This is a genomic window from Marinifilum sp. D737 (assembly GCF_026672275.1).
In the GTDB taxonomy this organism is placed as follows: domain Bacteria; phylum Bacteroidota; class Bacteroidia; order Bacteroidales; family Marinifilaceae; genus Marinifilum.
Window position 1 is genome coordinate 74,033 of the sequence record NZ_JANQCD010000013.1, and the last position, 24,663, is coordinate 98,695.

The following is a 24,663-nucleotide window of genomic DNA, read 5'->3' on the forward strand; positions in this document are numbered from 1 at the left end:
TCATTAATATAAAAACACTATGATTACATTATCAATTCTTCTTCAGGCTGCAGCTAGTATGGCAGTTGCTAAAATGGGTGCTGCATTCGGAGCTGGTTTGGCTGCTATTGGTGCTGGTATCGGTATTGGTAAAATTGGTGGTTCTGCTCTTGAGAGTATTGCTCGCCAGCCAGAAGCATCTGGAGATATTCGTTCAAACATGATTGTAGCTGCTGCTCTTATTGAAGGTGCGGCTTTCTTTGCTATCATCATCTGTTTGTTGGCTATCGTATTGTAACACTGGTACGAAATTAAATTGATTCGTATTGGTGTTATGCCGATGTATACGTAGTTGGCATTTGAAACAAATGCTTTACGAAGTAACGATCGGTGTAATAGCATTATCCACAATTTGCCAAAAAGGGATTGCCTGAGGCAAATTGTGGTAACAATTGATTATTAAAATCCACCGAAAGGTGAAAAAAAAAGAATAATATGGGCTTGGTAACACCTGAATTAGGAACTTTTATATGGATGTTTTTGGCTTTTGCCATCGTACTTTTAATCCTTAAAAAGTTTGCCTGGAAACCGATATTGAATGCCTTGAAAGAGCGTGAAGAGTCGATTGAAGACGCATTACGTTCTGCCGATCGTGCCAAAGAAGAAATGGCTGAATTGCAAGCCGACAACGAAAGAATTCTTCAGGAGGCTAGAAAAGAGCGTGAAGCAATGCTTAAAGAGGCAAAAGAAATGAGTTCTAAGATCGTGAATGAAGCGAAGCAAAAAGCTACTCAGGAAGCGGATAAGCTGGTTGAATCAGCAAGAGCGAATATTGAGAGTGAAAAATCTGCTGCATTAAACGAAATTAAAGCTCAGGTAGCTAATCTTTCAGTTGAAATCGCTGAGAAAGTTCTTCGTCAGCAGTTTGCCGAAGATCAGCAACAAAAAGATTACTTCAAGAAGTTAATGGACGAAGTAAAGCTTAATTAGTATCCCGATAGTTATCGGGAGAGTTAATGAGATAGTAATTCTCTCATCTCTTATCTAATAAAAAAAACATGAACGAAAGTAAAATCTCGGTTCGATATGCCAAAGCTCTTTTCGAATTAGGAAAAGAGAAGAATATGATCGAAACTTTTATATCAGACATTAAAATTATCGATGATCTGGTTAAGGAAAGTTCTGATTTTTGGTTGATGATTGAAAGTCCGGTGGTGAAAACTCATCAGAAAAGGGAGACAGTGAAGCAGATATTTACTGGTAATATTAATGCGATGACATTGAATTTCCTTGATTTGGTTCTACAAAACAGAAGAGAAATCTACATCAAAGATATTTCCAGAAACTTCTTGGCTCTTTGTAGAAAAGATATGGGAATATTATCGGCAACTCTTACATCAGCAACTAAAGTTGAAGATGCAAGCAAGCAGAAAATGTCTGATCTTCTTGAAAAATCTTTTAATTCCAAGATAGAATTAACAGAAGTGATCGATGAGGATATCATTGGTGGTTTTGTAATTCGTGTTGAAGATCAACAATTAGATGCTTCAGTTGCTAGTCAATTGAAGCAAATCAAACGAGAATTACTAACGAACAGAATTAGCTAAAGGTATAACCAATAGCTAATAGCTTATTCAGAATATAAATCAGTCTAATAAGAATTAAATATGGCTAGTATTAAACCTGCAGAAGTTTCGGAAATTCTAAAGCAGCAATTAGAAGGATTAAAAACCGAAGCAGAACTGGAAGAAGTCGGAACCGTATTGCAAGTAGGTGATGGTATCGCTCGCATTTACGGATTGTCGAATGTAGAATCAAATGAGTTGATCGAATTCCAAAATGGAGTATTGGGTATTGTTTTGAACTTGGAGGAAGACAATGTCGGCGCAGTGCTTTTGGGTGAAACACGAGGTATTAAAGAAGGTGACGTGGTAAAACGTACCAAGCGTATTGCCTCAATCAATGTTGGTGAAGGCATGTTGGGACGTGTTATCAATACCATTGGTGAACCGATTGATGGCAAAGGTGAAATTACAGGAACTACTTACGAAATGCCATTGGAGCGTAAAGCACCAGGGGTAATCTATCGTCAGCCAGTAAACGAGCCGCTGCAAACAGGTTTGAAAGCAATTGATGCCATGATTCCAATTGGACGTGGACAGCGTGAGTTAATCATTGGTGACCGTCAGACAGGTAAAACTGCTATTGCAATTGACACCATTATTAATCAGAAAGAATTTTACGACAAAGGTGAGCCTGTTTACTGTATTTATGTGGCAATAGGACAGAAAGGTTCAACCGTTGCGAATATTGCCAGAACTCTGGAAGAAAATGGAGCTATGGCTTATACAACAATTGTATCTGCAACCGCATCAGATCCGGCTGCACTACAATTCTACGCACCATTTGCGGGTGCATCTATTGGTGAGTTCTTCCGTGATACAGGTCGTCCTGCATTAATTATTTATGATGATCTATCGAAGCAGGCAGTATCATATCGTGAGGTATCATTATTGCTTCGCCGTCCACCGGGACGTGAGGCTTATCCAGGAGACGTATTCTATCTTCACTCAAGATTATTAGAGCGTGCCGCTAAGGTGATTAACTCCGATGAAATTGCACGTCAAATGAACGATCTTCCTGAGAGTTTGAAGAATGCCAAGGATGAAAATGGAGAATCAATCATTAAAGGTGGTGGTTCGTTAACTGCACTTCCAATTATTGAAACTCAGGCGGGTGACGTATCTGCATATATCCCAACCAACGTAATTTCGATTACTGATGGTCAGATCTTCCTGGAATCAGATTTATTTAATGCTGGTATTCGTCCTGCAATTAACGTAGGTATCTCGGTATCTCGTGTGGGTGGTAATGCTCAGATTAAATCAATGAAGAAGGTTGCTGGTACCTTGAAACTTGACCAGGCACAGTATCGTGAATTGGAGGCATTTGCCAAGTTCGGTTCTGATATGGATGTGGCAACACTTGCTGTATTGAATAAAGGAGCTAAGAACGTTGAGATCTTGAAACAAGGTCAATATTCACCATTTACAGTAGATAAGCAGGTTGCTATTCTATACTGTGGTACTCAAGGATTATTGAGAAATGTTCCTACTGATAAAGTGAAAGAATTCGAGCATGACTTCCTTCAGTTCATGGAATTAAAGCATAAAGATGTAATGAACGAACTTGGATCAGGAAAATATACCAAGGAAGCACAGGATATCATGCGCAAAGTAGCTGAAGAAGTAGCTGCAAAGTATAAATAATTATCAATTAACAATTACCAATTAGTAGTGAAAATGGCTTTATTACTAATTGTTAATTACTAATTACTAATTGAATCAAATGGCTAATTTAAAAGAAATTCGTACTCGTATTTCGTCGGTTCAGAAAACCAAACAGGTTACTGCAGCGATGAAAATGGTTTCTGCTGCTAAATTGAAAAAAGCGCAGGATGCCATCGTACAAATTCGTCCGTATGCCGATAAATTACATGAGATTCTTTCGAATCTTACAGGAAGCTTAAATCCTGATGATAATTTGTATGGTATTGAGCGAAAAGCCGACAAAATATTATTGATCGCAATTACCTCGAATAAGGGACTTTGTGGTGCTTTTAATTCAAATGTAATCAAGCAGGTTAATGTGCTTTCTGATGGAATGTATGCTGAGCAAAATCAAAAAGGGAATCTTGATGTGCTTTGTATTGGTAAGCAGGCTAATGAAATATTGAAGAAGACTCATAAAGTAATTGGCGAACGCAATAGCTTGTACGATGATTTGAGTTTTGAGAATGTTTCGGCATTGGCAGAATCAATCATGGAAGAATTTGTAGAAGGAAAATACGATAAGGTAGAGTTGGTATACAACCAGTTTAAAAATGCTGGTGTGCAGATTTTAACTACCGAACAATTCTTACCTGTTCAGCACGAAGAGGAGGAGAACAATGTTCAGTCGGATTACATTTTTGAGCCAAACAAAGAAGAGATTGTTCAGGATTTGATTCCTAAATCACTAAAGACTCAATTCTTTAAAGCAATGTTGGATTCATTTGCTTCTGAGCATGGTGCGCGTATGACTGCAATGCATAAAGCAACCGATAATGCTTCTGATTTGATTCAGGATTTGAACCTAACATACAACAAGGCACGTCAGGCTGCAATTACCAACGAAATTTTGGAGATTGTGTCAGGAGCGAACGCCTTAGCCCAATAAGCCAAAAAAGTAGCTTAAAAGGGATAAAAAGACCATATTTAAAAGATTTATATTGCTGCGAAACCTCATCCTGTTTGGATGAGGTTTTTTTTTGATTCAATTTTTATTCTGCACGATTGAAAATTTTTATTAAATTCGAATGTTCAAACATATGTACAAAATGGAATTAAAGATAGATCACAATAGTCCGTTGCCTCTTCATGCGCAGGTGGAACTACTATTAAGAAAGATGATCGAGCTTCCTGAATACAAGAACGGAGGGTTCTTACCAAAGGAAGTTGATTTAGCAAAGCGTTTGGGAATTTCCAGAAATACTTTGCGACAGGCAACCAATAAGCTGGAGTATGAAGGGCTGTTGATTCGTAAAAAAGGAATTGGGACTAAGGTTGCTGAAAAAGGGATCACTACGAATCTCGACAATTGGCAAAGTTTTACACAGGAGATGTCGGATCAGGGCGTTGATTTTGTTAATTTCCTGATTGAAGCCAAATGGGTGAAGGCTTCTGCGAAAGTTGCCAGCTTTTTTGGTATAAAAGAATCGGATAAGGTACTTTGTTTGTCCAGGTTGAGAGGTTTTACCGATGGTCCTTTTGTGTTTTTTGAAAGCTACTTTCATCCTAGAATAGGTATGACTGGAGACGAAGACTTTTCAAAGCCTTTGTATGGTATTTTGGAAAATAAATACCATGTGGTGCCGTCAATATCTAAAGAGGAAATCAAAGCAAAACTAGCATCAAAGATTACTGCTGATCGTCTGCAAATTAAAAAAGGAGATCCAATTTTGGTTCGTGAGCGCTATGTATCGGATCCTGGTAATCGACCTTTGGAATACAATATTGGTTTCTATATTGCCGAAAAATTTACCTATTCCATTACCATCACCAGATAAAGTATGAAAAAACAGATTGCCATAGGAATAGATGTTGGAGGTAGCCATGCAAGTTGTGCTGCTTTTGATTTAACAGAAAAGCGATTGATACCTGCCAGCATTTCGCATGTTCCCTTGAATAACCAAGGAAGTAAAACTGAAGTTATTGATGGGTTTGTTTCACTCATTCAAGATTGTGTCGGTAAGCTAAGTACTGAATCTCTGGTAGGAATTGGAATCGCTATGCCCGGGCCTTTTGATTACGAAAAAGGGCTTGGCCTGTTTACAGGAGAAAATGCCAAATTTCAATGCCTGAATAAGGTGAATGTTGAGGTGGAATTAAAGGAAAGATTGAATTTACCTGAAACTCCTGTTCGATTTATCAATGATGCTACTGCCTTTGCCATAGGAGAGTATTTTTTAGGCCAATTAAAGGGCTTTAAACATACATTGGCAATCACCTTAGGAACCGGTCTGGGTTCAGCTTTTTTATCTGATGGAATTCCTGTTATTGTAGATAAGAAAGTGCCTGAAAATGGCTGCATTTGGCATTTGCCTTTTGAAAAAGGTATTGCTGATGATTATTTCTCTACCAGAGGATTGGTAAACAGATATTTTGAGCGTGCCGGAATAAAACTGAAGGGAGTAAAAGAGCTTGCCGAACTGTCTAAAGAAAACCCTCTGGCTTTGGAATTATTCCACGATTTTGGAAAAAAACTTGCTTTGTTTCTCGCTTCTTGGATTAAAAGTTTTCAGGTTGAAGCCATTGTGTTTGGAGGGAATATTTCAAAAGCTTCCCATTTGTTCGATGATGCCATGAATGAACAATTTAAAAAGGAAGGCTTACTCGTTAAAATCAACTATTCCGAATTGCAGGAATCAGCTGCATTTGTGGGAGGAGCTCAATTACACGATGAGGAGTTTTGGAGCTTTGTGAAGAGTCAATTAAAATATATGTAATCAGTTAAGCAATACTATATGAACACATCAAAAACCAACACGATACTCCCGGTTCTTCTTTCCTTTTTTGTAATCAGTTTTGTTGATCTGGTAGGAACTGGAGTGGATGAGTTAAAGCAGAATTCCAATACTCCTGAATATCTCTTGCAGTTAATTCCATTTGTTGCATTCATTTGGTTCTTTCTTTTGTCGGTGCCTGCTGGAATCTGGCAAGCTAAAATGGGTAAAAAGAAGGTATTAAATGTTGCTATCCTGGTAACAGCGATTGGCTTGTTTGTTCCTGTATTGGGAAATAATTTGCCTGTAATATTAGTAGCATTCTCCTTATTGGGAATTGGAAATACAATCATGCAGGTCGCCGCCAATCCTCTTTTGGTGGATGTCGTGTCAGATGATAAAGCTTCAAGTTATTTGAGCCTTTCCCAGTTTATCAAATCCTTAGGTTCGATGATAGGGCCTTTTGTGGCTGCGGTTATTGGACCATTTCTGGCAAGTTTGTTCAACTATGAGGGAGATGGCACCTGGCGGTTTGGATTGTACCTGTTTGGCTTGATTTCCCTCTTATCTTACCTGTGGTTATCCATGACTAATATTGAGGAAAAGCCGGTAAGTGAGGAAAAAGTGTCTGTCTTATCCTGTTTTAAACTTCTCTCTAACCGATACATTGCCTTAATGGTTTTGGGGATTTTTGCCGTAGTTGGTATTGATGTAGCCTTGAATTCCAATATCGGTACATTCTTACATTTAAAGATAGGAGTAGGAGAAGAGGCAGCTAAATATGGAAAATCGGTTTACTTTTTCGCTAAAATGATAGGAACATTTGCCGGAGCAATCATCCTTATGAAGTGGGATGCCAAAAAGGTTTTGGGCATTTCAAGTATATTGGCAATCCTTTCTGTTATTGCATTATCTATCACCTCAACTGAAATTCTGGCCTGGATTTTTGTAGGTGTCATCAGTTTGGGTGTATCCAATATTTTCCCTTTGATTTACTCCATTACAGTTCGCAACTATCCGCAACGAGCAAATGAAATATCAGGATTAATGATGATGGCCATTTCGGGAGGAGCCTTTTTCCCGTTTTTGGTTGGCCTGTCCATGCAGTATCACCTAAATGGAGGACTCTGGTTAATTCTTGTGCTGCTTGTCTTTATCTTCTTTTTGAGAAGAATCACACCTAAGAAATAATCAATATCTATTTAAATACTTGGGAAAATGCACAAATCCATATGTTCAAACATTAGCACAAACCTGCAGCGTGTTTCACTATTGCTGATGGTATTGTTTACGTCCTGTTCTTCTCATGAAGATTTGGTAAAATATGTTGATCCAAATATTGGAACGGCACATAGCAGGTGGTTTTTTTATACGCCGGCAGCTCTTCCTTTTGGAATGGCTAAACCAGCACCTTCCACCAATGGTCATTATGGGAACAAATGGGGGTGGGAAGCTGTTGGTTACGATGACCGACACGAATCCATTGAAGGGTTTGCCAATGTACATGAGTTTCAGTTGGGAGGAATTGTATTGATGCCAACCAATGGAAAACTACTTACAACTCCTGGTAAGCTTGATGAGCCTGATTTGGGTTACCGATCTCGCTTTCTGAAAGAGTCCGAAATAGCAAAGCCAGGCTACTATAAGGTTGATTTGGCAGATTACGGCATCAAAGCCGAGTTGACTTCAACCAAAAGAGTGGCCATTCATCGATATACATACCCTGCCAATAAAAAGGCAAACTTGTTGTTCGACATTGGAAACCGACAAGGTGAAAGTGGAGTGGTTGTGAATGCTGAAGTAAAAAGGGTGGATGAGCATACCGTGGAAGGATGGGTAGAAACAGCACCCGAATACGTGAAGAAATACCAAAAAGGTTCAACGGTCAGCATGTACTTTGTTGCCAGGCTCAACAAGGCAATGAACGAGTTTGGAACATTTAAGGGTGATTCAATCTTTCCCAATCAGGATAACATATCAGGAAAGGGAGCGGGATTGTACTTTTCATTTACTCCGGAACAATCTGAAAGTATCGAGGTGCAGGTGGCTTTGTCCTATACTTCTGTTCAAAATGCTTATGAGAATATGAAAGCCGAAAGCATATCTTTTGCAGAAGCGAAAAAGCAGGCGAATCGCATTTGGAATACAGAACTGAATAAAATACAGGTACAAGGTGGTTCGGAGACTGACAAGACTAAATTCTACACTGGCCTGTATCATGCCTTGCTGGGCAGGGGATTGGCAAATGATGTGAATGGTGCCTATCCTAAAAATGATGGTAGTATTGGTCAGTTGCCAATGAAGAGTGATGGAACCCCTCAGTTTAGTTTCTACAATACCGATGCTGTTTGGGGAGCATTTTGGAACCTTACTCAATTGTGGACTTTGGCCTGGCCCGAATATTACAACGATTTTGTTCAGACTCATCTGCAGGTATACAAGGATACTGGTTGGTTTAGCGATGGCTTAGCCAATAGCAGGTATGTTTCCGGAGTAGGTACCAACTATGTAGGGCTCATTATTGCCTCGGCATACAATTGCGGAATCAGAAATTACGATACCGATTTTGCTCTTCAGGCTGCCATCGACAATGAATTGGGATGGGAAGGCCGACCTCTTGGGGCAGGTAAAATGGATGTGAGAAGCTTTGTAGAAAATGGATGTATTGCCCATCAGGAGGAGTGGGGAGATATTCCTGAGGCGAGCGCATTTTCAGCATCTCATGTGTTGGAATACTCCTTCTCGGCTCATGCTGTTTCTCACTTTGCCAAGCAACTAAACAGAGGCAAGGAGGCCAAGCAATTGAAGCAACTTTCGCGTAGCTGGGAAAACATATTCGATTCTTCCACTGGTTTCATTCGACCCAAGTATGAAAAAGGGGAATTCATCTCCAATTTTGATCCTTTGGAGCCATGGAGAGGCTTTCAGGAAGGAAATGCATGGCAATACAGCTTCTATGTTCCCCATGATGCTGGCAAGCTAGTAGGTAAGATCGGGAAGGAAACATTCAATGAGAGGCTTGATTCTATATTTCTAACATCCCGTAAGAACGGTTTTGGTGGCGGACAGGAAATTAATGCCTTTTCAGGGGTAAAAACCATTTACAATCACGGGAACCAACCGAGTTTGCACATTCCGTGGTTATACAACTTCTCAGGGGAACCTGAAAAAACACAATACTGGACAAGAACCATTTGCAATGAGTTTTATGGAGCTGATCCCATCCATGGATATGGATACGGACAGGATGAGGATCAGGGACAGTTGGGAGCATGGTACGTTATGGCCTCCATTGGCTTGTTTGATGTGGCTGGCTTAACGGGTGAAAATCCAGGCATGCAATTGGGGAGTCCTGCCTTCGATGAAATTAAAATCAAGCTAAATCCTGATTACTATTCAGGTAAACACATCCAGATTAAGGTGAAGAATAATTCTTCCACAAAGTTTTTGGTGAAATCAGTAAAGCTAAATGGGAAAGTATTGGAAAAACCCGCAGTCTCCTTTCAAGACCTGGTAAAAGGAGCAAAGCTGGAATTTGAAAAGAAGAATACAAACGAACTGTACTAAATGATAAACAGATGAAAAAGTTAATGATTGCCCTTGCTGCAGTAAGCCTTTTGGTAAGCTGTAAGCCTGGTTCTGAGAAAAATGAGAAATTGAAGAAGTCAGTGATGGAAAATACTGATTTTAAGTTTGTGAAGCAGAAGGCGCTTGAGGTTGTGAAAACCGGGTTTAATGCAGGGGATGGCTATGGCGAAGTTTGGATTCGCGACTATGCTACCTTTATTGAACTGTCGGCAGAGGTATATCCGAAAGAGATTCTAAAGGAGAACTTACGTGTTTTCTTCCGCCTTCAGGGCAAGGATGGGAACATAATTGATGGCTTCATTCCCAAAGAAAAAGCTGTAAATGTTGAGGGAGGATACACATACATCTACAACGATTTGGAGCCAACTTACTGTGGTCACAAGAATACGGTGGAAACCGATCACGAGGCATCACTGGTGCAGGCGGTTTACAAGTACATTCAGAAAACGGGCGACAAAGACTTTCTTCAGGAGAAAATTGGAGAGAAAAGTGTACTTGACAGAATGGAGTGGTCCCTGGAATTTCTTTTAAATCACCGTTGGAGCAAGGAGTATGGCATGATTTGGGGAGCTACTACCTCCGATTGGGGCGATGTGCAGCATTGTCACCCATGGGGTGTTTACATTACCGAGGATACCAAATATTGTCTTGATATTTACGATAATGCCATGTTTTTGATTGCCATCTCTGACCTTATGGAACTGGATGCATCCAAAAAGGAGAAGTGGCAAACGATTCACGATGAGTTGGCTAAAAATACCATGAAACACCTGTGGGACAATAAAAATCAGAAGTTCATACCTCATGTTTATCTGGATGGTTCGCCTTTTCCGAAAGACTTTAATGAGAATGAGATCTTCTATCATGGGGGAACAGCCGTAGCCATTGAGGCTGGTTTACTGAACAATGATCAAATCAAAGTTTCCCTGGATAAAATGATTGCCAACGTGAAAGCTTCCGGTGCCGCTTCAATCGGACTGACCATGTATCCACCATATCCGGAAGGATATTTTGAAAACAAGGGAATGTATCCATATGGCTATCAGAATGGGGGAGACTGGACCTGGTTCGGAGGAAGAATGATTCAGCAATTGGTGAAATACGGATTTGTAGAGGAAGCCTACGAGCAATTGATTCCCATGACAAAGCGTGTGGTGATGAATGATGGCTTTTATGAGTGGTACACCGAAAAGAATGAGCCAAAAGGCTCGGGAACCTTCCGTGGTTCGGCAGGTGTGTTGTATAAGGCGATTGAAATGTTAGAAGATGCAGTTGAAAAATAGAATGGAGATGGAGAACAAAAGAAAGTCAGATCAGTATTTGCTACCCCTAAAAAGAAGTGAATCGGTAGTTGGGAAATACGATCTATATCCTTCCTTGCAAATGGAAGAAGGGAAGATTTTTGTAGGCTTGGATACATTGGCACAAGAGCTAAGCAATGAGAAAACCCTTATCATTGATGGATATGTGGGTGTTTTCTTCGACCTGATAAAGGAGAAGCTGAATGATCAGTTCCTAAACCTGGGAAAGAAGGTGAATTGGGTGCATGTTGATAAGGCCCTGAAGGATGAAGCCGGTATTGATAGAATGATAGAGCCTTTTTTGGGTGGAGACGATCCGATATTTGGGACCAAGGTGACCATTGATCTCGAGAACTTCTTTGAAATGGAGAAACTGGAGAATTTGCAGCAAGACTCCGGAGCAGACTTGAATATCATTTATGGTTCGGGAGCTGCCCTGGCCAATTGGGAAGGAAAATTGTTGTACATCGACCTGCCAAAGAATGAGCTGCAATTTAGAGCCCGCGCACAAAGTATTACCAATTTGGGGGCAAGCAAAGCCTTGGAGAGCAAACCCATGTACAAACGCTTCTATTTTGTCGATTGGATCGTTCTGAACAAGCACAAACAGGCTCTATTACCTAAGCTTGACATTCTAATCGATGAACAGCGCATTGATGAGGTGACCTGGATGAGGGGAGATGATTTGAGAGATGGCTTACGCGAAATGGCGAATAACATCTTCCGTGTTCGTCCATGGTTTGAACCTGGGGCCTGGGGAGGCCAGTGGGTGATGGATAAGATTGATGGGCTGAACAAGGACGTGGTGAATTATGCCTGGTCTTTTGAGTTGATTGTACCCGAAAACGGCTTGTTGTTTGAAAGCAGTGGAAAACTTCTGGAGGTTTCCTTTGACTGTATCATGTTTCAGGAAACTGAGGCAGTCATGGGAAAACATTCACAGCAATACGGCTTTGAGTTTCCCATTCGTTTCGATTTCCTGGATACATTCGATGGGGGAAACCTATCCATTCAATGTCATCCTCAAAAAGAATATATCAACAAGCATTTTGGCGAGAGTTTCACGCAAGAGGAAACCTATTATATTCTAGATGCAGGAAAGGATGCCAAATGCTATTTGGGCTTTCAGGAAGAGATTGATCCGAAGGCATTCGAAAGCGACTTGCAATACAGCTATCAGAACAAAAAGGAGATTGATATCACCAAACATGTGCAGGTTCACGATTCTAAAAAGCATGACCTGTTCCTGATTCCTCCGGGAACCATTCATGGGTCGGGGATTGATAATCTGGTTCTTGAAATCAGCACTACTCCCTATATCTTTACCTTTAAGATGTATGATTGGTTGCGAGTAGATTTCGATGGGAAACCTCGTCCGATTAATGTTGAGCGTGGCATGGAAAACCTCTTTTTCGACAGAAAAGGGCAGTATGTGAAAGACAAATTGATCTCTCATCCTTACCTGTTGAATGAAGGAGCGGATTGGAAACACTATCACCTTCCGACTCATGAAAAGCATACCTATGATGTTCATCGTTATCATTTGAACACTGAAGTGGATATTGAAACAGAGAACAGATGCAATGTCCTTTCGTTGGTGGAAGGGGAAAGTATTATTGTTGAGACGCAGAACGGAATGCGACAGCGATTTAATTACGCCGAAACTTTCGTGATACCGGCTGCAGCGGTATCCTATAAAATCATTAATGAATCGGAAGGTGAAATAATGGTGGTGAAAGCATTCATGAAATAAGCCAAAAAGTATAGACATATGAAGAAAATAGCCCTTTTTACAGTACTCGCGAGTTTGTTTATTAGTGCCTGTACCCAAGACAAGAAGATGATTTGGCAATTGGGAGAAAACGACAATTACTGTTCTGAATTTGCCTTGGCTCCCGGCGATTACAAAGATTATATTGCCAATGATTTTGGTTGGGAAGACAAGTACTATCTGATTGGAAAATCGGATGAGAAAAAGGATTGGCCATACATCATTCCGGGCATCAGCGATACCTGGGGTGGCACCTGGGGAACAGCCGGGTGGAGGTCCAGCACCCTGAACATCCTCTTTGGAATTGAATCCCTTCCCAAAAGAGGGGATTGGAAACTGACAGTAGATATTCTGGATTGCAATTCGAAAGACTTGCCCCTTTTCAAGATCACCGTAAACGGTAAATCGTGGAAATACAGCATCCCGGCAATCAACAAGAACTCTTCCATTGATACTTTGCCTGCAGGCACTTCTGAATACCTGATAGAAATTCCTCTGCCTCATGATGTCATCCGCAAAGGAGGAAACCAGATCAGCATGACGACCCTGCAGGGATCATGGTTAAAGTTCGACCAGATTAAGCTGGAAGGACCTGAAAGTGTTCGTTTGGTAGCTGATGACAAAGTGCATATAAGGGGTGTGAAGGCTGCTGAATATGAGTTAAACATCGATGGAAAATCGTTCCAACCCTTGCTGGTAGATGTGGAGCATCTTAAGGCAACTCCAAAGCTGACCGTTATTCTCGATGGGAAGGATATTTTCTCGGAGACTGTTGAAAAGGGAAGGTACGAATTTGAAGCGCCCATGCCTGCAGTGAAATCTCGCAAAGAGAGCAGCTACGAAATATGGGCCGACGGTGTTAAGATTCAGGAAGGAGATATTACCCGAGAGGCCAAAATGGTGAGAACACCAGCTGAATATGTTGATTCGAGAATGGGAAGCGGCCACTCCCGCTGGATGATTGCCCCCGGACCATGGATGCCGTTTAGTATGGTGAAATTGAGTCCTGACAACCAGAATCCAAGCTGGCAGGCGGGCTACGACCCCAACTTCGAATCAATCGGATGTTTTAGTCATATCCACGAATGGACCATGGCAGGATTGGGAATCATGCCAACCAATGGCCCTTTGCAAATTAAGGTGGGCGATGAGAAAGATCCGGATAGCGGCTATCGTTCGAGAATCGACAAGGCAACGGAAACTTCGCGCATAGGCTACTACAGTGTCGATTTGACCGATTACAACATTCAGGCGGAGCTGACAGCTTCTACACGATGTGGATTTCAACGATACACCTTCCCTGATTCTGATGATGCAAGAATCTTGATTGACCTGCAGATTCCTTGTGAATACACCTATCAGAACAAGGAGGTAGAGCTGAAGCAGGTAAGCGATTACCGAATTGAAGGCTTTAGCCACCAGTTAACGGAGAATACCTGGGCCGGAGGCATCGATCAGGAGTACACCATTTACTATGTGATTGAGTTCGATCAGCCGATTAAAAAGATAGGAACATGGATAGACGATGCAATTAGCGATGCAACAGCCATTCATGCCAAAGATGTTAAGGATGCGGGTTGTTATGTGGAGTTTAGCACGAAGAAAAGCAATCAGGTGCAAGTGCGTACGGGGATTTCCTATGTGAGCATTGACAATGCTGCTGAGAATTTAAAGACCGAGGTTTCCAATCCTTTCGGTTGGGATTTTGATTCCCTAAGAGCTCATCATGTGTCTGAGTGGAATAAGCTGCTGGGGCGTATCAATATATCGAGTAACGACCAGCGCGAGAAGATGCGTTTTTACAACAACATGTATCGCTCATTGTGCAGCCGTAATATATTCAGCGATGTAAACGGAGAGTGGAGAGATGCAGGTGAAAAGGTACGAAAGATGGAGGATACTTCTTCTCCGGCCCTGGGTTGCGATGCATTTTGGAATACCTTCTGGAACCTGAATCAGTTATGGAACCTGGTAACTCCTGAGTGGACCAATCGTTGGGTAAAATCACAACTGGCCATGTACGATTCCAATGGATGGCTGGCAAAAGGTCCTGCCGGAATGGAATATGTTCCCGTAATGGTGGCAGAGCACGAAATTCCATTGATTGTTGGTGCCTACCAAATGGGAATTCGCGATTACGACGTGGAAAAAGCCTACGAGGCGGTTCGCAAGATGCAGACAACACCCGCCCAAAAAGTAGGGGGTGGATTTGCCGGTAACCGTGACTTGGTAAGCTACCTGAAACATGGCTATGTGCCCTACGACAAGGGACGTTTTTCCAATTCACTGGAGTACTCCTACGACGACTGGACGGTTTCACAGTTTGCCAAGGCCTTGGGCAAGAAGGCAGATTACAAGAAGTTCCTTTCGCGAGGCTATTACTGGAAGAATATCATTGATCCTGAGCTTGGCTTTGCGCGAATGAAAGATTCGAAGGGAAAATGGTTGCCCGATTTCGATCCGTACAAATCAGGAGCCAACCACCACTATGTGGAAGGTAACTCGTGGCAGCTCAGCTTTTTCGTTCCCCAGGATGTTCCTGCTTTGGCAAAAGCCATTGGCAAGGATCGCTTTGTGGAGCGATTGGATTGGGGATTTGGCGAAAGCTATAAAACCAGGTTCAACGGAATGAACGACCTGTACTGGAACTATCCTGTTGTTCAGGGAAATCAGCAGTCCATGCACTTTGCCTTTCTTTTTAACTGGGTGCAAAAACCTTGGCTAACACAGAAGTGGAGCAGGGCCATCATTGATCGTTATTACGGTTATGGCGTTGCCAATGCCTACCTGGGCGATGAGGATCAGGGACAGATGAGCGCCTGGTTCATCATGGCATCCCTTGGCCTGTTCCAAACCGATGGGGGCTGTCGCGTTGAGCCCGTATATGAAATTGCCAGTCCGCTCTACAAGAAAGTGGAAATTGATTTGGGCAAGCAGTTTGGCAGGGGAGAAAGGTTTGTGATTGAAGCAAAGAACGCCTCCCGCCGGAACAAATATGTGCAGTCGGCAAAACTCAATGGCAAGCGCCTGCAAGACTTTAAATTTCCTGCCAGCGAATTACTAAAAGGAGGAAAGTTAGAGCTTGAAATGGGCCCAAAACCAAATCAAAAGTGGGGTGTGCAGTAAGATATAAAGAATGGGATGTCAATTGAATATTGACATCCCTTATTTTTAGCAATTATTCCTTACAGCCTGCAATTACAAAACTAATATTGTTACCTAACCAACAATCTTCTTCAGGTAATACCTTATCTGAGTTTTCCAGAATTTTGAATCCATTTTTATCAAGCAATTTCGCCATGTCACTCATGCTATAATATTGAGTCCAGAATCGATACACTTTGGGCGTTTTATTTTCCTGTATTACAGTGTGCTGAAACAACAATACTTTCTTTTCAGGATAATGAAAAGGTTCCGATAGCCATAAGTATGGCTCAGGACTCCAAAATCCTTGCTCAACAGCTTCCCAACTTTTGGCTCCCACCTTCTGATCAAGATTGCGATCGTTATTAAAATCGAAAGCAAATACACCTCCAGGTTTAAGTGCTTTTTTAATTTTTGATAACAGTAATTCCTGTTCTGCAGGTAAGAGAACACAAAAGTCGGTGTAAATTAAAATTACCAGATCGAACTGGTTTTGGTAATCTATTTCCAGGTAGTTCTGTACGATATAATCAATGTCATACCCATTGATTTTCGCTTGCTCTTTGGCATAGTAAATCGAATTTTCAGAAAAATCAATACCTGTAATTTTGTGTCCACGTTTAGCCAATTCCTCAGCATAAAGGCCCGGTCCACAACCCAGATCAAGAATATTTAGTTTTGGGACAGAAGCAAAATTGAGTATCCAATCCAGGCTGGAATGAATTGAATCAGGTTTTCTGCTAGCTAAATTTACTTCCGGATTTAGATGTATCTCGATAAGATTTTTTGAAATATAAGGATCTGTCCACATTTGATTAGTTCCTTTTTCAAACACTTTAGGGCGATTGCTTATCCTTATAATATTGGTAATGTCCATATCATTAACATTTGTATGCAACAATTCCATTGCATTTCCTTTTTGAAATTATAATTGAAATTTTAAATGAATTGGGGGTATACTTATAGGTACACCAAAACTGTTTGGTGAGTCCCCAATCAACTTTTCAGGACGAAAAGTTCTCTGATATGATACTAAAGAGCCATAAGTATCGCAAATATAAGGATTTTTAGTAACAACTGAATTCCTACTAAAAGAAAAATCCCCATCCAAGAAGGATGAGGATTCTCAATATCTAAAGAAGTAAAAACTTATTTTACTTCGTTCATTGCTTCACTTACGTTGATACAATAGTCACCTATTTTTTCACATTCGCAGAACATGTCGTTGTAGATGATACCAGCTTGGTACTTGTATTTTTTCTCCTCAACATTTGCAAGGTGTTCTGTTTTAAGAGCAGTACGATAATCGTTGATTTCACGCTCAATTTCCCAGGCTTTCTTCACATTTATTTCAGAGAAATCTTTTGTGGTGTTGTCAAGCATCATGTCCAAGGCATTGTCAATCAAATCGAACATCTTGTTGATATTGTCTCTCAATTCCTGAGGGAACCAGGCTTTCTGGTCACGCTTGCGCTTCATGGCTTTGGCCAGGTTTAATGCAGAATCACCTACACTTTCAATATCACTAACCATTTTAAAGTAAGCACGCACGCGCTCCGAATTCTCTTTGCTCAAGCGAGTCTCTGAAACCGAAGTCAGGAAGTTTGCAATTTCTACCTCCATGTCATCACTTTCGTCTTCACGCTGATTGATCTTATCGAATAGTTTGTTGAAAGACTTATCGTTGGTTTCGTTAAAAGCCTGTTTGGCGTAACCGAACATCTTTTTCGTACTCTTTGCATAGGTGCTAATTTCTTTTTTAGCAAGGAAAAGGTTCGCTTCAGGAGTAGATAAAGTACCGGTTTTGATGTGTTGCAGTTTAAATTCTTCTTCAACATCTTCGCGCACAGGAACCAATGTAGTTACCACTTTTACAATGAATCTGGCGAACCAGATCATTACCAAAACATTCAGGATATTAAATCCTGTGTGGAATAATGATAAAGTTACCGGTACAGCCGCGGCATCGGTAAATGCATCGCCTTGTCCAAAGAAGTTTTGACTAACCCAGGCTGTTGCATCTAAAAAATAAGGCAATACTATTAGCATCCAGATTACACCAATCGAGTTAAAGATCAGGTGGGCACGAGCAGCACGTTTGGCTGATGTATTGGCAATCATTGCTGCAAGGTTCGCAGTAATGGTTGTACCAATGTTTTCACCCAATACCATTGCAGCTGCAATTTCGAAACTAATCCATCCAGAATTACACATTACCAATGTAAGTGCCATAGTAGCCGATGAAGACTGAATCAAAATGGTTAGCAATGTACCAATACCCATAAACAATAGGGTAGAGGCAAATCCCATATCGGTATAATTAGTCAGGAATGTAAGGATTTCAGGATTGTTCTTGATATCAGGCATAGATGTTTTCAAGAACTGAAGACCGATGAATAACAATGCGAATCCCATGATCAACTCACCCCAATTCTTTTTACTACGATTTTGAGAGAATAAGAATGGCAGTCCCAAACCAATTAATGGCAGAGAAATGGCACTCATGCTTACTTTAAACCCAAGAATCGAAATCAACCATGCGGTTACGGTAGTACCAATGTTGGCACCCATAATCACACCAACCGATTCAACTAGTGAAAGCAAACCTGCATTCACAAAACTTACTACCATTACTGTAGTTGCCGACGATGATTGAATTAAAGCTGTAATCAGAATTCCGGTGAAAACACCTTTTACCCTGTTTGAGGTCATAGCTGCAAGAATCGATCTCATTTTATCTCCAGCTACTTTTTGAAGAGCCTCACTCATTAGTTTCATTCCGTAAAGGAATAATCCAAGAGAACCAATAAGCCTTAAAATATCGGCTAATCCATAATCCATAATAGACTAATTTTGTTTGTATTCAATTTGTTAGTTTGATAAGGTGGGCAAAAATAGAATATTTTAAATGTAAAGCAAATGTTAAGAAATAGAAAAGTAAAGGTTAAGAGATTAATTAGATTCGTTCGATTTAAGGATTTTTAACTTATAGATATTGTGCAGTAAATCAGCAAAATATAGGAATGTGATAATTTCATGAGCGATCAAATTGATCCTTCACTTAACGATAATCAGGTAAGAACTTGACAAGAATAATAATATTCTACAATTAATTATTTAAATGTCAGAAGCTTTGGTGCTTTTTCCGTAATTTTATGTCATTGCCTTAATCAATAATGTTAAAGAAGGCCTACAGCGACTTTGTATCTTTTGAAAAAATGATTTTAAGTCGTATTTTCGCCGAACTCTAGAAGAAACAGGGAAATAAATAGAATAGTATGTGGAATAGGATTGCAGGATTAATTCTGAGAAATAGAATTTTACTTTTGGTGGTAGTTGGGCTTGTAACATCATTTATGGCTTATAAGGCTCAATTTGTGGAAATGTCCTATACCTATGCGGCCCTGCTTCCTGATGATGATCCTGCTTCTATCGAATATGAGAAGTTTAAGAATACTTTTGGGCAGGAAGGAAACATGATGTTCTTTGCTGTGCAAGATCCTGATTTTTATGAGTTGGATAAATTCAACGATTGGATTGCTCTTGGAGAAAGTCTTAATTCATTGGATGGAATTGATGCAGTAGTATCTATTGCACACACCTGGAACATCAATAAGAATAAGAAGGAAAAACGTTTCGAATTCGGAACCATATTTCCGCACCAGGTAAAAACGCAAGCTGAACTGGATAGTTTGGCAGCAATTGCAGAAGCATTGCCATTTTACCACGGAAGCTTAATCAACAAAGAAAGCAATACCTATTTAATGGGAATTACGGTTAATGCAAAAATCATTAACTCAAAGGCCCGTGAACCAATGGTAGCCAAGGTTCGTGAAATAACCGATGCTTTTACCGAGAAGTATGGTCTGAACATGAAATATTCGGGTTTGCCTTACATTCGAGTAGTAACCGCTCAAATGATTAAGGGCGAGATGAACATGTTTATCTATCTTTCTCTTTTGGTAACTGCAGTTATCCTTTTCATGTTCTTTCGATCGTTTAAAGTGGTATTTTTCTGCATGCTGGTGGTTGGACTAAGTGTGATATGGGCAGTAGGTTCCATGGTGCTGTTCGATTACAAAATTACATTGCTTACCGCGATGCTTCCTCCGCTTTTGGTGGTAATTGGGATTCCAAACTCGGTCTTCCTCATTAATAAGTACCACGGGGAGTACATTCGCCACAACAACAAAATAAAGGCATTGCAAAGGGTAGTTGCAAAAATTGGAAATGCAACCTTCCTTACCAACCTTACAACGGCATCGGGTTTCGCAACATTTATTGTGACTTCAAGTCAGATTTTAAAAGAGTTTGGTGTAATTGCCGCTTTAAATATCATGGTGGTATTTGTTTTATCGCTGCTATTGATTCCTATTATTTTTAGCTTTTTAGCTCCGCCAGATCAGAAGGCTACCAAACACCTTGATAATAAGATGACCGTTTGGTTTGTTGGCAAATTAGAGAAGATTGTATTGAGCCATAGAAGTTTGGTTTATGCCGTTGCCATTACACTTTTGGTTCTTGGGGGATATGGCATTAGTAAAATAAAGAGTACAGGTTATATGGTAGATGATTTGCCACATGATAACGAAATTTATCAGGACCTGAAGTTCTTCGAAAAAAATATGGATGGTATCATGCCTTTAGAGGTAATGGTAGAAACCAGGAAAAAAGCAGGAGTACTAAAAACTTCCACTTTAAAACGTTTAAATAAGCTAAATGATTCTTTACGAGCTTATCCTGAAATATCAGGATCTGTATCGGTAGTAGAAGCGGCAAAGTTTGCCAACCAGGCTTATTTTAACGGAAAAGAAAAGTACTATAAACTACCAAGTAATCAGACCAAGGATATTATTCTTTCCTATTTGGCAAAGGCCGAAACAGGTGCCGATTCCAAAGTATTGGAAACTTTTGTTGATTCAACTCAATCTATTACCAGAATGAGTTTTAGAATGAAAGATATCGGAACTACCAGGATGGCCGATATGGAAAAAACCATTTTGGGACATGTGAATGAGATCTTCCCTAAAGACAAATACACGGTGCATGTAACAGGATCGAGTATAGTCTTTTTTAAGGGAACTCAATACCTAATCAAAAACTTATTTCTGAGTTTGGCATTGGCAATTTTCTTGATTGCATCCTTCATGGCATGGATGTTCTCATCCAAACGAATGGTTATGGTAGCATTAATACCGAACCTATTGCCTTTGATTGTTACAGCGGCTCTAATGGGCTATTTTGGGATTCCTATTAAAGCATCTACCATATTGGTATTTAGTATTGCCTTCGGGATTTCGGTGGACGATACCATTCACTACCTGGCAAAATATCGTCAGGAACTAAAAGCAACCAACTGGAGCATCCGTTCATCGGTGGTTTTGGCTTTGCGCGAAACGGGGCAAAGTATGATGTACACCTCTATTATCCTTTTCTTTGGATTTAGCATTTTCGCATTGTCAGAGTTTGGAGGAACGGTTTCATTAGGCGTATTGGTATCTCTTACCTTGCTTTCTGCAATGCTTTCAAATTTAGTGTTATTGCCATCCTTGTTGCTAACTCTTGAAAAAGCAATTACCAATCGATCATTTAAGGAACCACTTCTTCAGATTTTTGATGAGGAAGAAGATATTGAATTGGATGATCTTCGAATTGCAGTAATTGAAAATAAAGAAGAGGAAAAAGAATCAGCGGCTAGTTAACATGAGTTCGGTGTAAAATTTGTCTACAGTTTGATCTGGTATTGAGTAGATTTTCACATTTAAAAACTTCTTAAATAGCCCGCTTTTCTTTCAAAATTTTTAATGCAAATCTATCGCAATTATAACTTTCTGTGGATAAAATTATACGTCGACCTCATGTTAGGTAATTTTTTATAATTTAGTGAGCTGTAAAAAATACACACTAAACTTATAGCTCACATGTATAGTTTCAAAGAACTCCAGGATGTAGTGCAGAAAGAAATTGATGGACTGGAGTTTTCTACACCACCAGAAGGATTGTTCGAACCCATGAAGTACATTCTTGGGATTGGAGGGAAGCGCCTTCGTCCGATTTTGGTATTGCTTAGTGCCAATTTATTTAAAGAAGATTTAAAGAAAATTTATTTGCCGGCCATTGGAATAGAGGTATTTCACAATTTTACCTTATTGCATGATGACGTTATGGATAATGCGCCAATTCGTAGGAGCAAGGCTACGGTTCACGAAAAGTGGAACAGTAATGTTGCTATTCTATCTGGTGATGCCATGTCTATTAAGGCATATCAATACATTGTAAGTTGTGAAGATCGCCACTTGCGGGATGTGCTTACCGTGTTTAACCAAACAGCTCTTGAGGTTTGCGAAGGACAGCAGTTCGATATGGAGTTTGAGGACAGAGGTGATGTGCAGATTGATGAGTATTTGGAGATGATTCGCTTAAAAACGGCTGTACTTTTGGGAGGAAGCTTAAAAATGGGAGCGGTAATGGGCGACGCTGATGCCAAGGATGCAGAATTGCTATATCACTTCGGAGTAAATCTGGGCATGGCTTTCCAATTACAGGATGATTATCTGGATGTTTTTGGTGACGAAGAAGTTTTCGGTAAGAAGATTGGTGGAGATATTCTTTGTAACAAAAAGACTTTTTTGTTGATAAAAGCGTTTGAGTTGGCAAAAGGTGATGATAAAAAAGAATTGGAAGAATGGATTTCGGCCAAAGATTTTAATGCGGAAGAAAAAATTACTGCAGTTAGGTCTATGTATGAAAAACTAAAGGTGAAAGATCAATCGCAAGCGAAGATCGATGAGTATTTTAGCCTTTGTTTGGAGTATTTGGATAAGGTGAATGTACCAGCCGAAAAGAAAAAGGAATTGTACACTTTGGTAAAGAAATTAGTAAATCGTTCCGTTTAAGTGTGTTAAAAATTAAGATAAGATTCTCCTTTATTCGTAAAAAATTTTAAATTTGTCATCACGCGATATTAATGATCCAAAAATTTAATAGTAAATGTCACAAAATACAGGCAAAATTGTACAGGTAATCGGACCTGTAATCGATGTAAGTTTTGAAAAGGAAGGTGCTAAGCTTCCTGAGATTTACGATTCTCTTGAGGTCGTGATGGAAAACGGTAAAAATTTGGTAGTTGAGTGTCAACAGCACATTGGTGAAAATACTGTGCGCGCAATTGCAATGGATTCAACGGATGGTTTACGCCGTGGAATGGATGTAATTGCTACAGGTTCTCCTATAATTATGCCTGCCGGTGATAAAATCAAAGGTAGACTTTTGAATGTTGTTGGTGAAACAATCGACGGTATTGATGCTGTAGATAAAGAGGGTGGATATCCTATTCACAGAACACCTCCTGCTTTTGAAGAGCTAAGTACTGAATCAGAAGTTTTCTATACAGGTATTAAAGTTATCGACTTGATCGAGCCATATGCAAAAGGAGGTAAGATTGGTTTGTTCGGTGGTGCCGGTGTTGGTAAAACCGTATTGATCCAGGAGTTGATTAATAATATTGCAATCGGACAAGATGGTTTGTCTGTTTTCGCAGGTGTAGGTGAGCGTACTCGTGAGGGGAATGACTTGCTTCGAGAAATGATCGAATCGAAAGTAATCCGTTATGGAGATGAATTCGAGGAAGACATGGAAAAAGGAGGATGGGATCTTTCTAAAGTAGACAAAGATGCTTTGGATAAGTCACAGGTATCACTGGTTTTCGGTCAGATGAATGAGCCTCCTGGAGCACGTGCTCGTGTTGCATTGTCGGGATTAACAGTAGCAGAAAGTTTGCGTGATGGTGATGAAAAATCAGGCGGTCGCGATATACTTTTCTTTGTAGATAATATTTTCCGTTTTACTCAGGCAGGTTCTGAGGTATCTGCGCTTTTGGGTCGTATGCCTTCGGCAGTAGGTTACCAGCCAACTCTTTCAACTGAGATGGGGATCATGCAGGAGCGTATTACTTCTACCAAGCGAGGATCGATTACATCGGTACAGGCAGTTTATGTACCAGCCGATGACTTGACTGACCCTGCACCAGCAACAACATTTGCTCACTTGGATGCTACAACGGTATTGAATCGTAAGATTGCTGAGTTGGGGATTTATCCTGCAGTAGATCCATTGGATTCAACTTCTCGTATTTTGACTCCTGATGTAGTAGGTGAAGCTCACTATGCTTGTGCTCAAAATGTAAAAGAGATTCTTCAGCGTTACAAAGAATTGCAGGATATCATTGCAATTTTGGGTATGGAAGAACTTTCGGAAGATGACAAGTTGGTGGTACACCGTGCTCGTCGTGTTCAGAGATTCTTATCGCAGCCATTCCACGTTGCAGAACAGTTTACTGGGTTAAAAGGTTGTTTGGTATCAATCGAAGATACAATCAAAGGTTTCAACATGATTATGGATGGTGAAGTGGATAAATATCCGGAAGCAGCATTCAACCTTGTTGGTACAATTGAAGAGGCAATTGAAAAAGGTGAGAAATTACTAGCTGAAGCAGAAGCTTAAACTAATGATGAATTATTAATTATTAATGATTAGCGGCGTTGAACATTGATCATTAAGCATTAAACATTAACATGCATTTAGAAATCGTAACACCGGAAAAAAGTCTTTATTCAGGCGAGGTTGTTTTGGTTCAACTTCCTGGTAAGGATGGATCTTTCGAAATACTGAAAAATCACGCTCCAATTGTATCCACTTTGGAAAAAGGGACGATCAAATTGAGACCATACGAAGGAGATGATCTTTTCTTCGAGATTGGTGGAGGAGTAGTTGAATGCAAGAAGAATGTAATTTCAGTATTGGCTGATAGTTAGATAGTAATATTTAGTACAAAGTAG

At 40.2% G+C, this 24,663-nt stretch carries 18 protein-coding genes; 16 read left to right on the forward strand and 2 right to left on the reverse strand.

Annotated features, from left to right (window positions below; genetic code table 11):
* Positions 1-19: 19 nt before the first annotated feature.
* From atpE to NQ163_RS09825, 12 genes are all read left to right on the forward strand, one after another.
* On the forward strand, positions 20-277 hold the full coding sequence (atpE, locus tag NQ163_RS09770; protein WP_262493474.1) for an ATP synthase F0 subunit C: 258 nt from the start codon (positions 20-22) through the stop codon (positions 275-277).
* Between the two features lie 197 nt (positions 278-474).
* Entirely contained in the window at positions 475-969 is a 495-nt protein-coding gene (locus NQ163_RS09775; protein WP_268190156.1) for a F0F1 ATP synthase subunit B, read from the forward strand.
* 68 nt (positions 970-1,037) lie between these two features.
* Complete coding sequence (atpH, locus tag NQ163_RS09780; RefSeq protein ID WP_268190157.1) at positions 1,038-1,586, forward strand: ATP synthase F1 subunit delta; 549 nt, start codon at positions 1,038-1,040, stop codon at positions 1,584-1,586.
* 60 nt (positions 1,587-1,646) lie between these two features.
* Positions 1,647-3,248, forward strand: a complete 1,602-nt coding sequence (gene atpA, locus NQ163_RS09785) for a F0F1 ATP synthase subunit alpha (RefSeq protein WP_268190158.1) — start codon at positions 1,647-1,649, stop codon at positions 3,246-3,248.
* A 79-nt stretch (positions 3,249-3,327) separates the two neighbouring features.
* Positions 3,328-4,197, forward strand: a complete 870-nt coding sequence (gene atpG, locus NQ163_RS09790; RefSeq protein WP_268190159.1) for an ATP synthase F1 subunit gamma — start codon at positions 3,328-3,330, stop codon at positions 4,195-4,197.
* A 160-nt stretch (positions 4,198-4,357) separates the two neighbouring features.
* Positions 4,358-5,086 carry a GntR family transcriptional regulator gene (locus NQ163_RS09795; protein ID WP_268190160.1) on the forward strand — a complete coding sequence of 243 codons (729 nt, stop codon included), beginning with the start codon at positions 4,358-4,360 and terminating at the stop codon, positions 5,084-5,086.
* A gap of 3 nt (positions 5,087-5,089) precedes the next feature.
* Entirely contained in the window at positions 5,090-6,025 is a 936-nt protein-coding gene (locus NQ163_RS09800; RefSeq protein WP_268190161.1) for an ROK family protein, read from the forward strand.
* Between the two features lie 18 nt (positions 6,026-6,043).
* Entirely contained in the window at positions 6,044-7,213 is a 1,170-nt protein-coding gene (locus NQ163_RS09805) for an MFS transporter (protein ID WP_268190162.1), read from the forward strand.
* A 27-nt stretch (positions 7,214-7,240) separates the two neighbouring features.
* Positions 7,241-9,589 (forward strand): GH92 family glycosyl hydrolase, encoded by a 2,349-nt coding sequence (locus NQ163_RS09810; RefSeq protein ID WP_268190163.1) that lies wholly within the window; start codon positions 7,241-7,243, stop codon positions 9,587-9,589.
* A gap of 11 nt (positions 9,590-9,600) precedes the next feature.
* Positions 9,601-10,893, forward strand: a complete 1,293-nt coding sequence (locus NQ163_RS09815) for a GH36-type glycosyl hydrolase domain-containing protein (RefSeq protein WP_268190164.1) — start codon at positions 9,601-9,603, stop codon at positions 10,891-10,893.
* 7 nt (positions 10,894-10,900) lie between these two features.
* Positions 10,901-12,664, forward strand: coding sequence for a class I mannose-6-phosphate isomerase (locus NQ163_RS09820; protein WP_268190165.1), 1,764 nt, complete (start codon positions 10,901-10,903; stop codon positions 12,662-12,664).
* Positions 12,665-12,682: 18 nt separating this feature from the next.
* Complete coding sequence (locus NQ163_RS09825; RefSeq protein ID WP_268190166.1) at positions 12,683-15,808, forward strand: GH92 family glycosyl hydrolase; 3,126 nt, start codon at positions 12,683-12,685, stop codon at positions 15,806-15,808.
* Positions 15,809-15,860: 52 nt separating this feature from the next.
* On the opposite strand, the gene NQ163_RS09830 is transcribed toward NQ163_RS09825, so the two are convergent.
* On the reverse strand, positions 15,861-16,733 hold the full coding sequence (locus tag NQ163_RS09830) for a class I SAM-dependent methyltransferase (RefSeq protein ID WP_268190167.1): 873 nt from the start codon (positions 16,731-16,733) through the stop codon (positions 15,861-15,863).
* Between the two features lie 242 nt (positions 16,734-16,975).
* Positions 16,976-18,667, reverse strand: a complete 1,692-nt coding sequence (locus tag NQ163_RS09835) for a Na/Pi cotransporter family protein (protein ID WP_268190168.1) — start codon at positions 18,665-18,667, stop codon at positions 16,976-16,978.
* A gap of 437 nt (positions 18,668-19,104) precedes the next feature.
* On the opposite strand from NQ163_RS09835, the gene NQ163_RS09840 reads away from it, so the two are divergent.
* The 4 genes from NQ163_RS09840 to atpC all read left to right on the forward strand — a co-directional run bounded on the left by NQ163_RS09840 (position 19,105) and on the right by atpC (position 24,639).
* Positions 19,105-21,528 carry an efflux RND transporter permease subunit gene (locus tag NQ163_RS09840; RefSeq protein WP_268190169.1) on the forward strand — a complete coding sequence of 808 codons (2,424 nt, stop codon included), beginning with the start codon at positions 19,105-19,107 and terminating at the stop codon, positions 21,526-21,528.
* A 219-nt stretch (positions 21,529-21,747) separates the two neighbouring features.
* Positions 21,748-22,722, forward strand: coding sequence for a polyprenyl synthetase family protein (locus tag NQ163_RS09845; protein WP_268190170.1), 975 nt, complete (start codon positions 21,748-21,750; stop codon positions 22,720-22,722).
* Between the two features lie 94 nt (positions 22,723-22,816).
* Positions 22,817-24,328: a F0F1 ATP synthase subunit beta gene (atpD, locus tag NQ163_RS09850; protein WP_268190171.1), complete on the forward strand. Its 1,512-nt coding sequence runs from the start codon at positions 22,817-22,819 to the stop codon at positions 24,326-24,328.
* Positions 24,329-24,399: 71 nt separating this feature from the next.
* Positions 24,400-24,639: an ATP synthase F1 subunit epsilon gene (atpC, locus tag NQ163_RS09855; protein WP_120238090.1), complete on the forward strand. Its 240-nt coding sequence runs from the start codon at positions 24,400-24,402 to the stop codon at positions 24,637-24,639.
* Positions 24,640-24,663 lie beyond the last annotated feature (24 nt).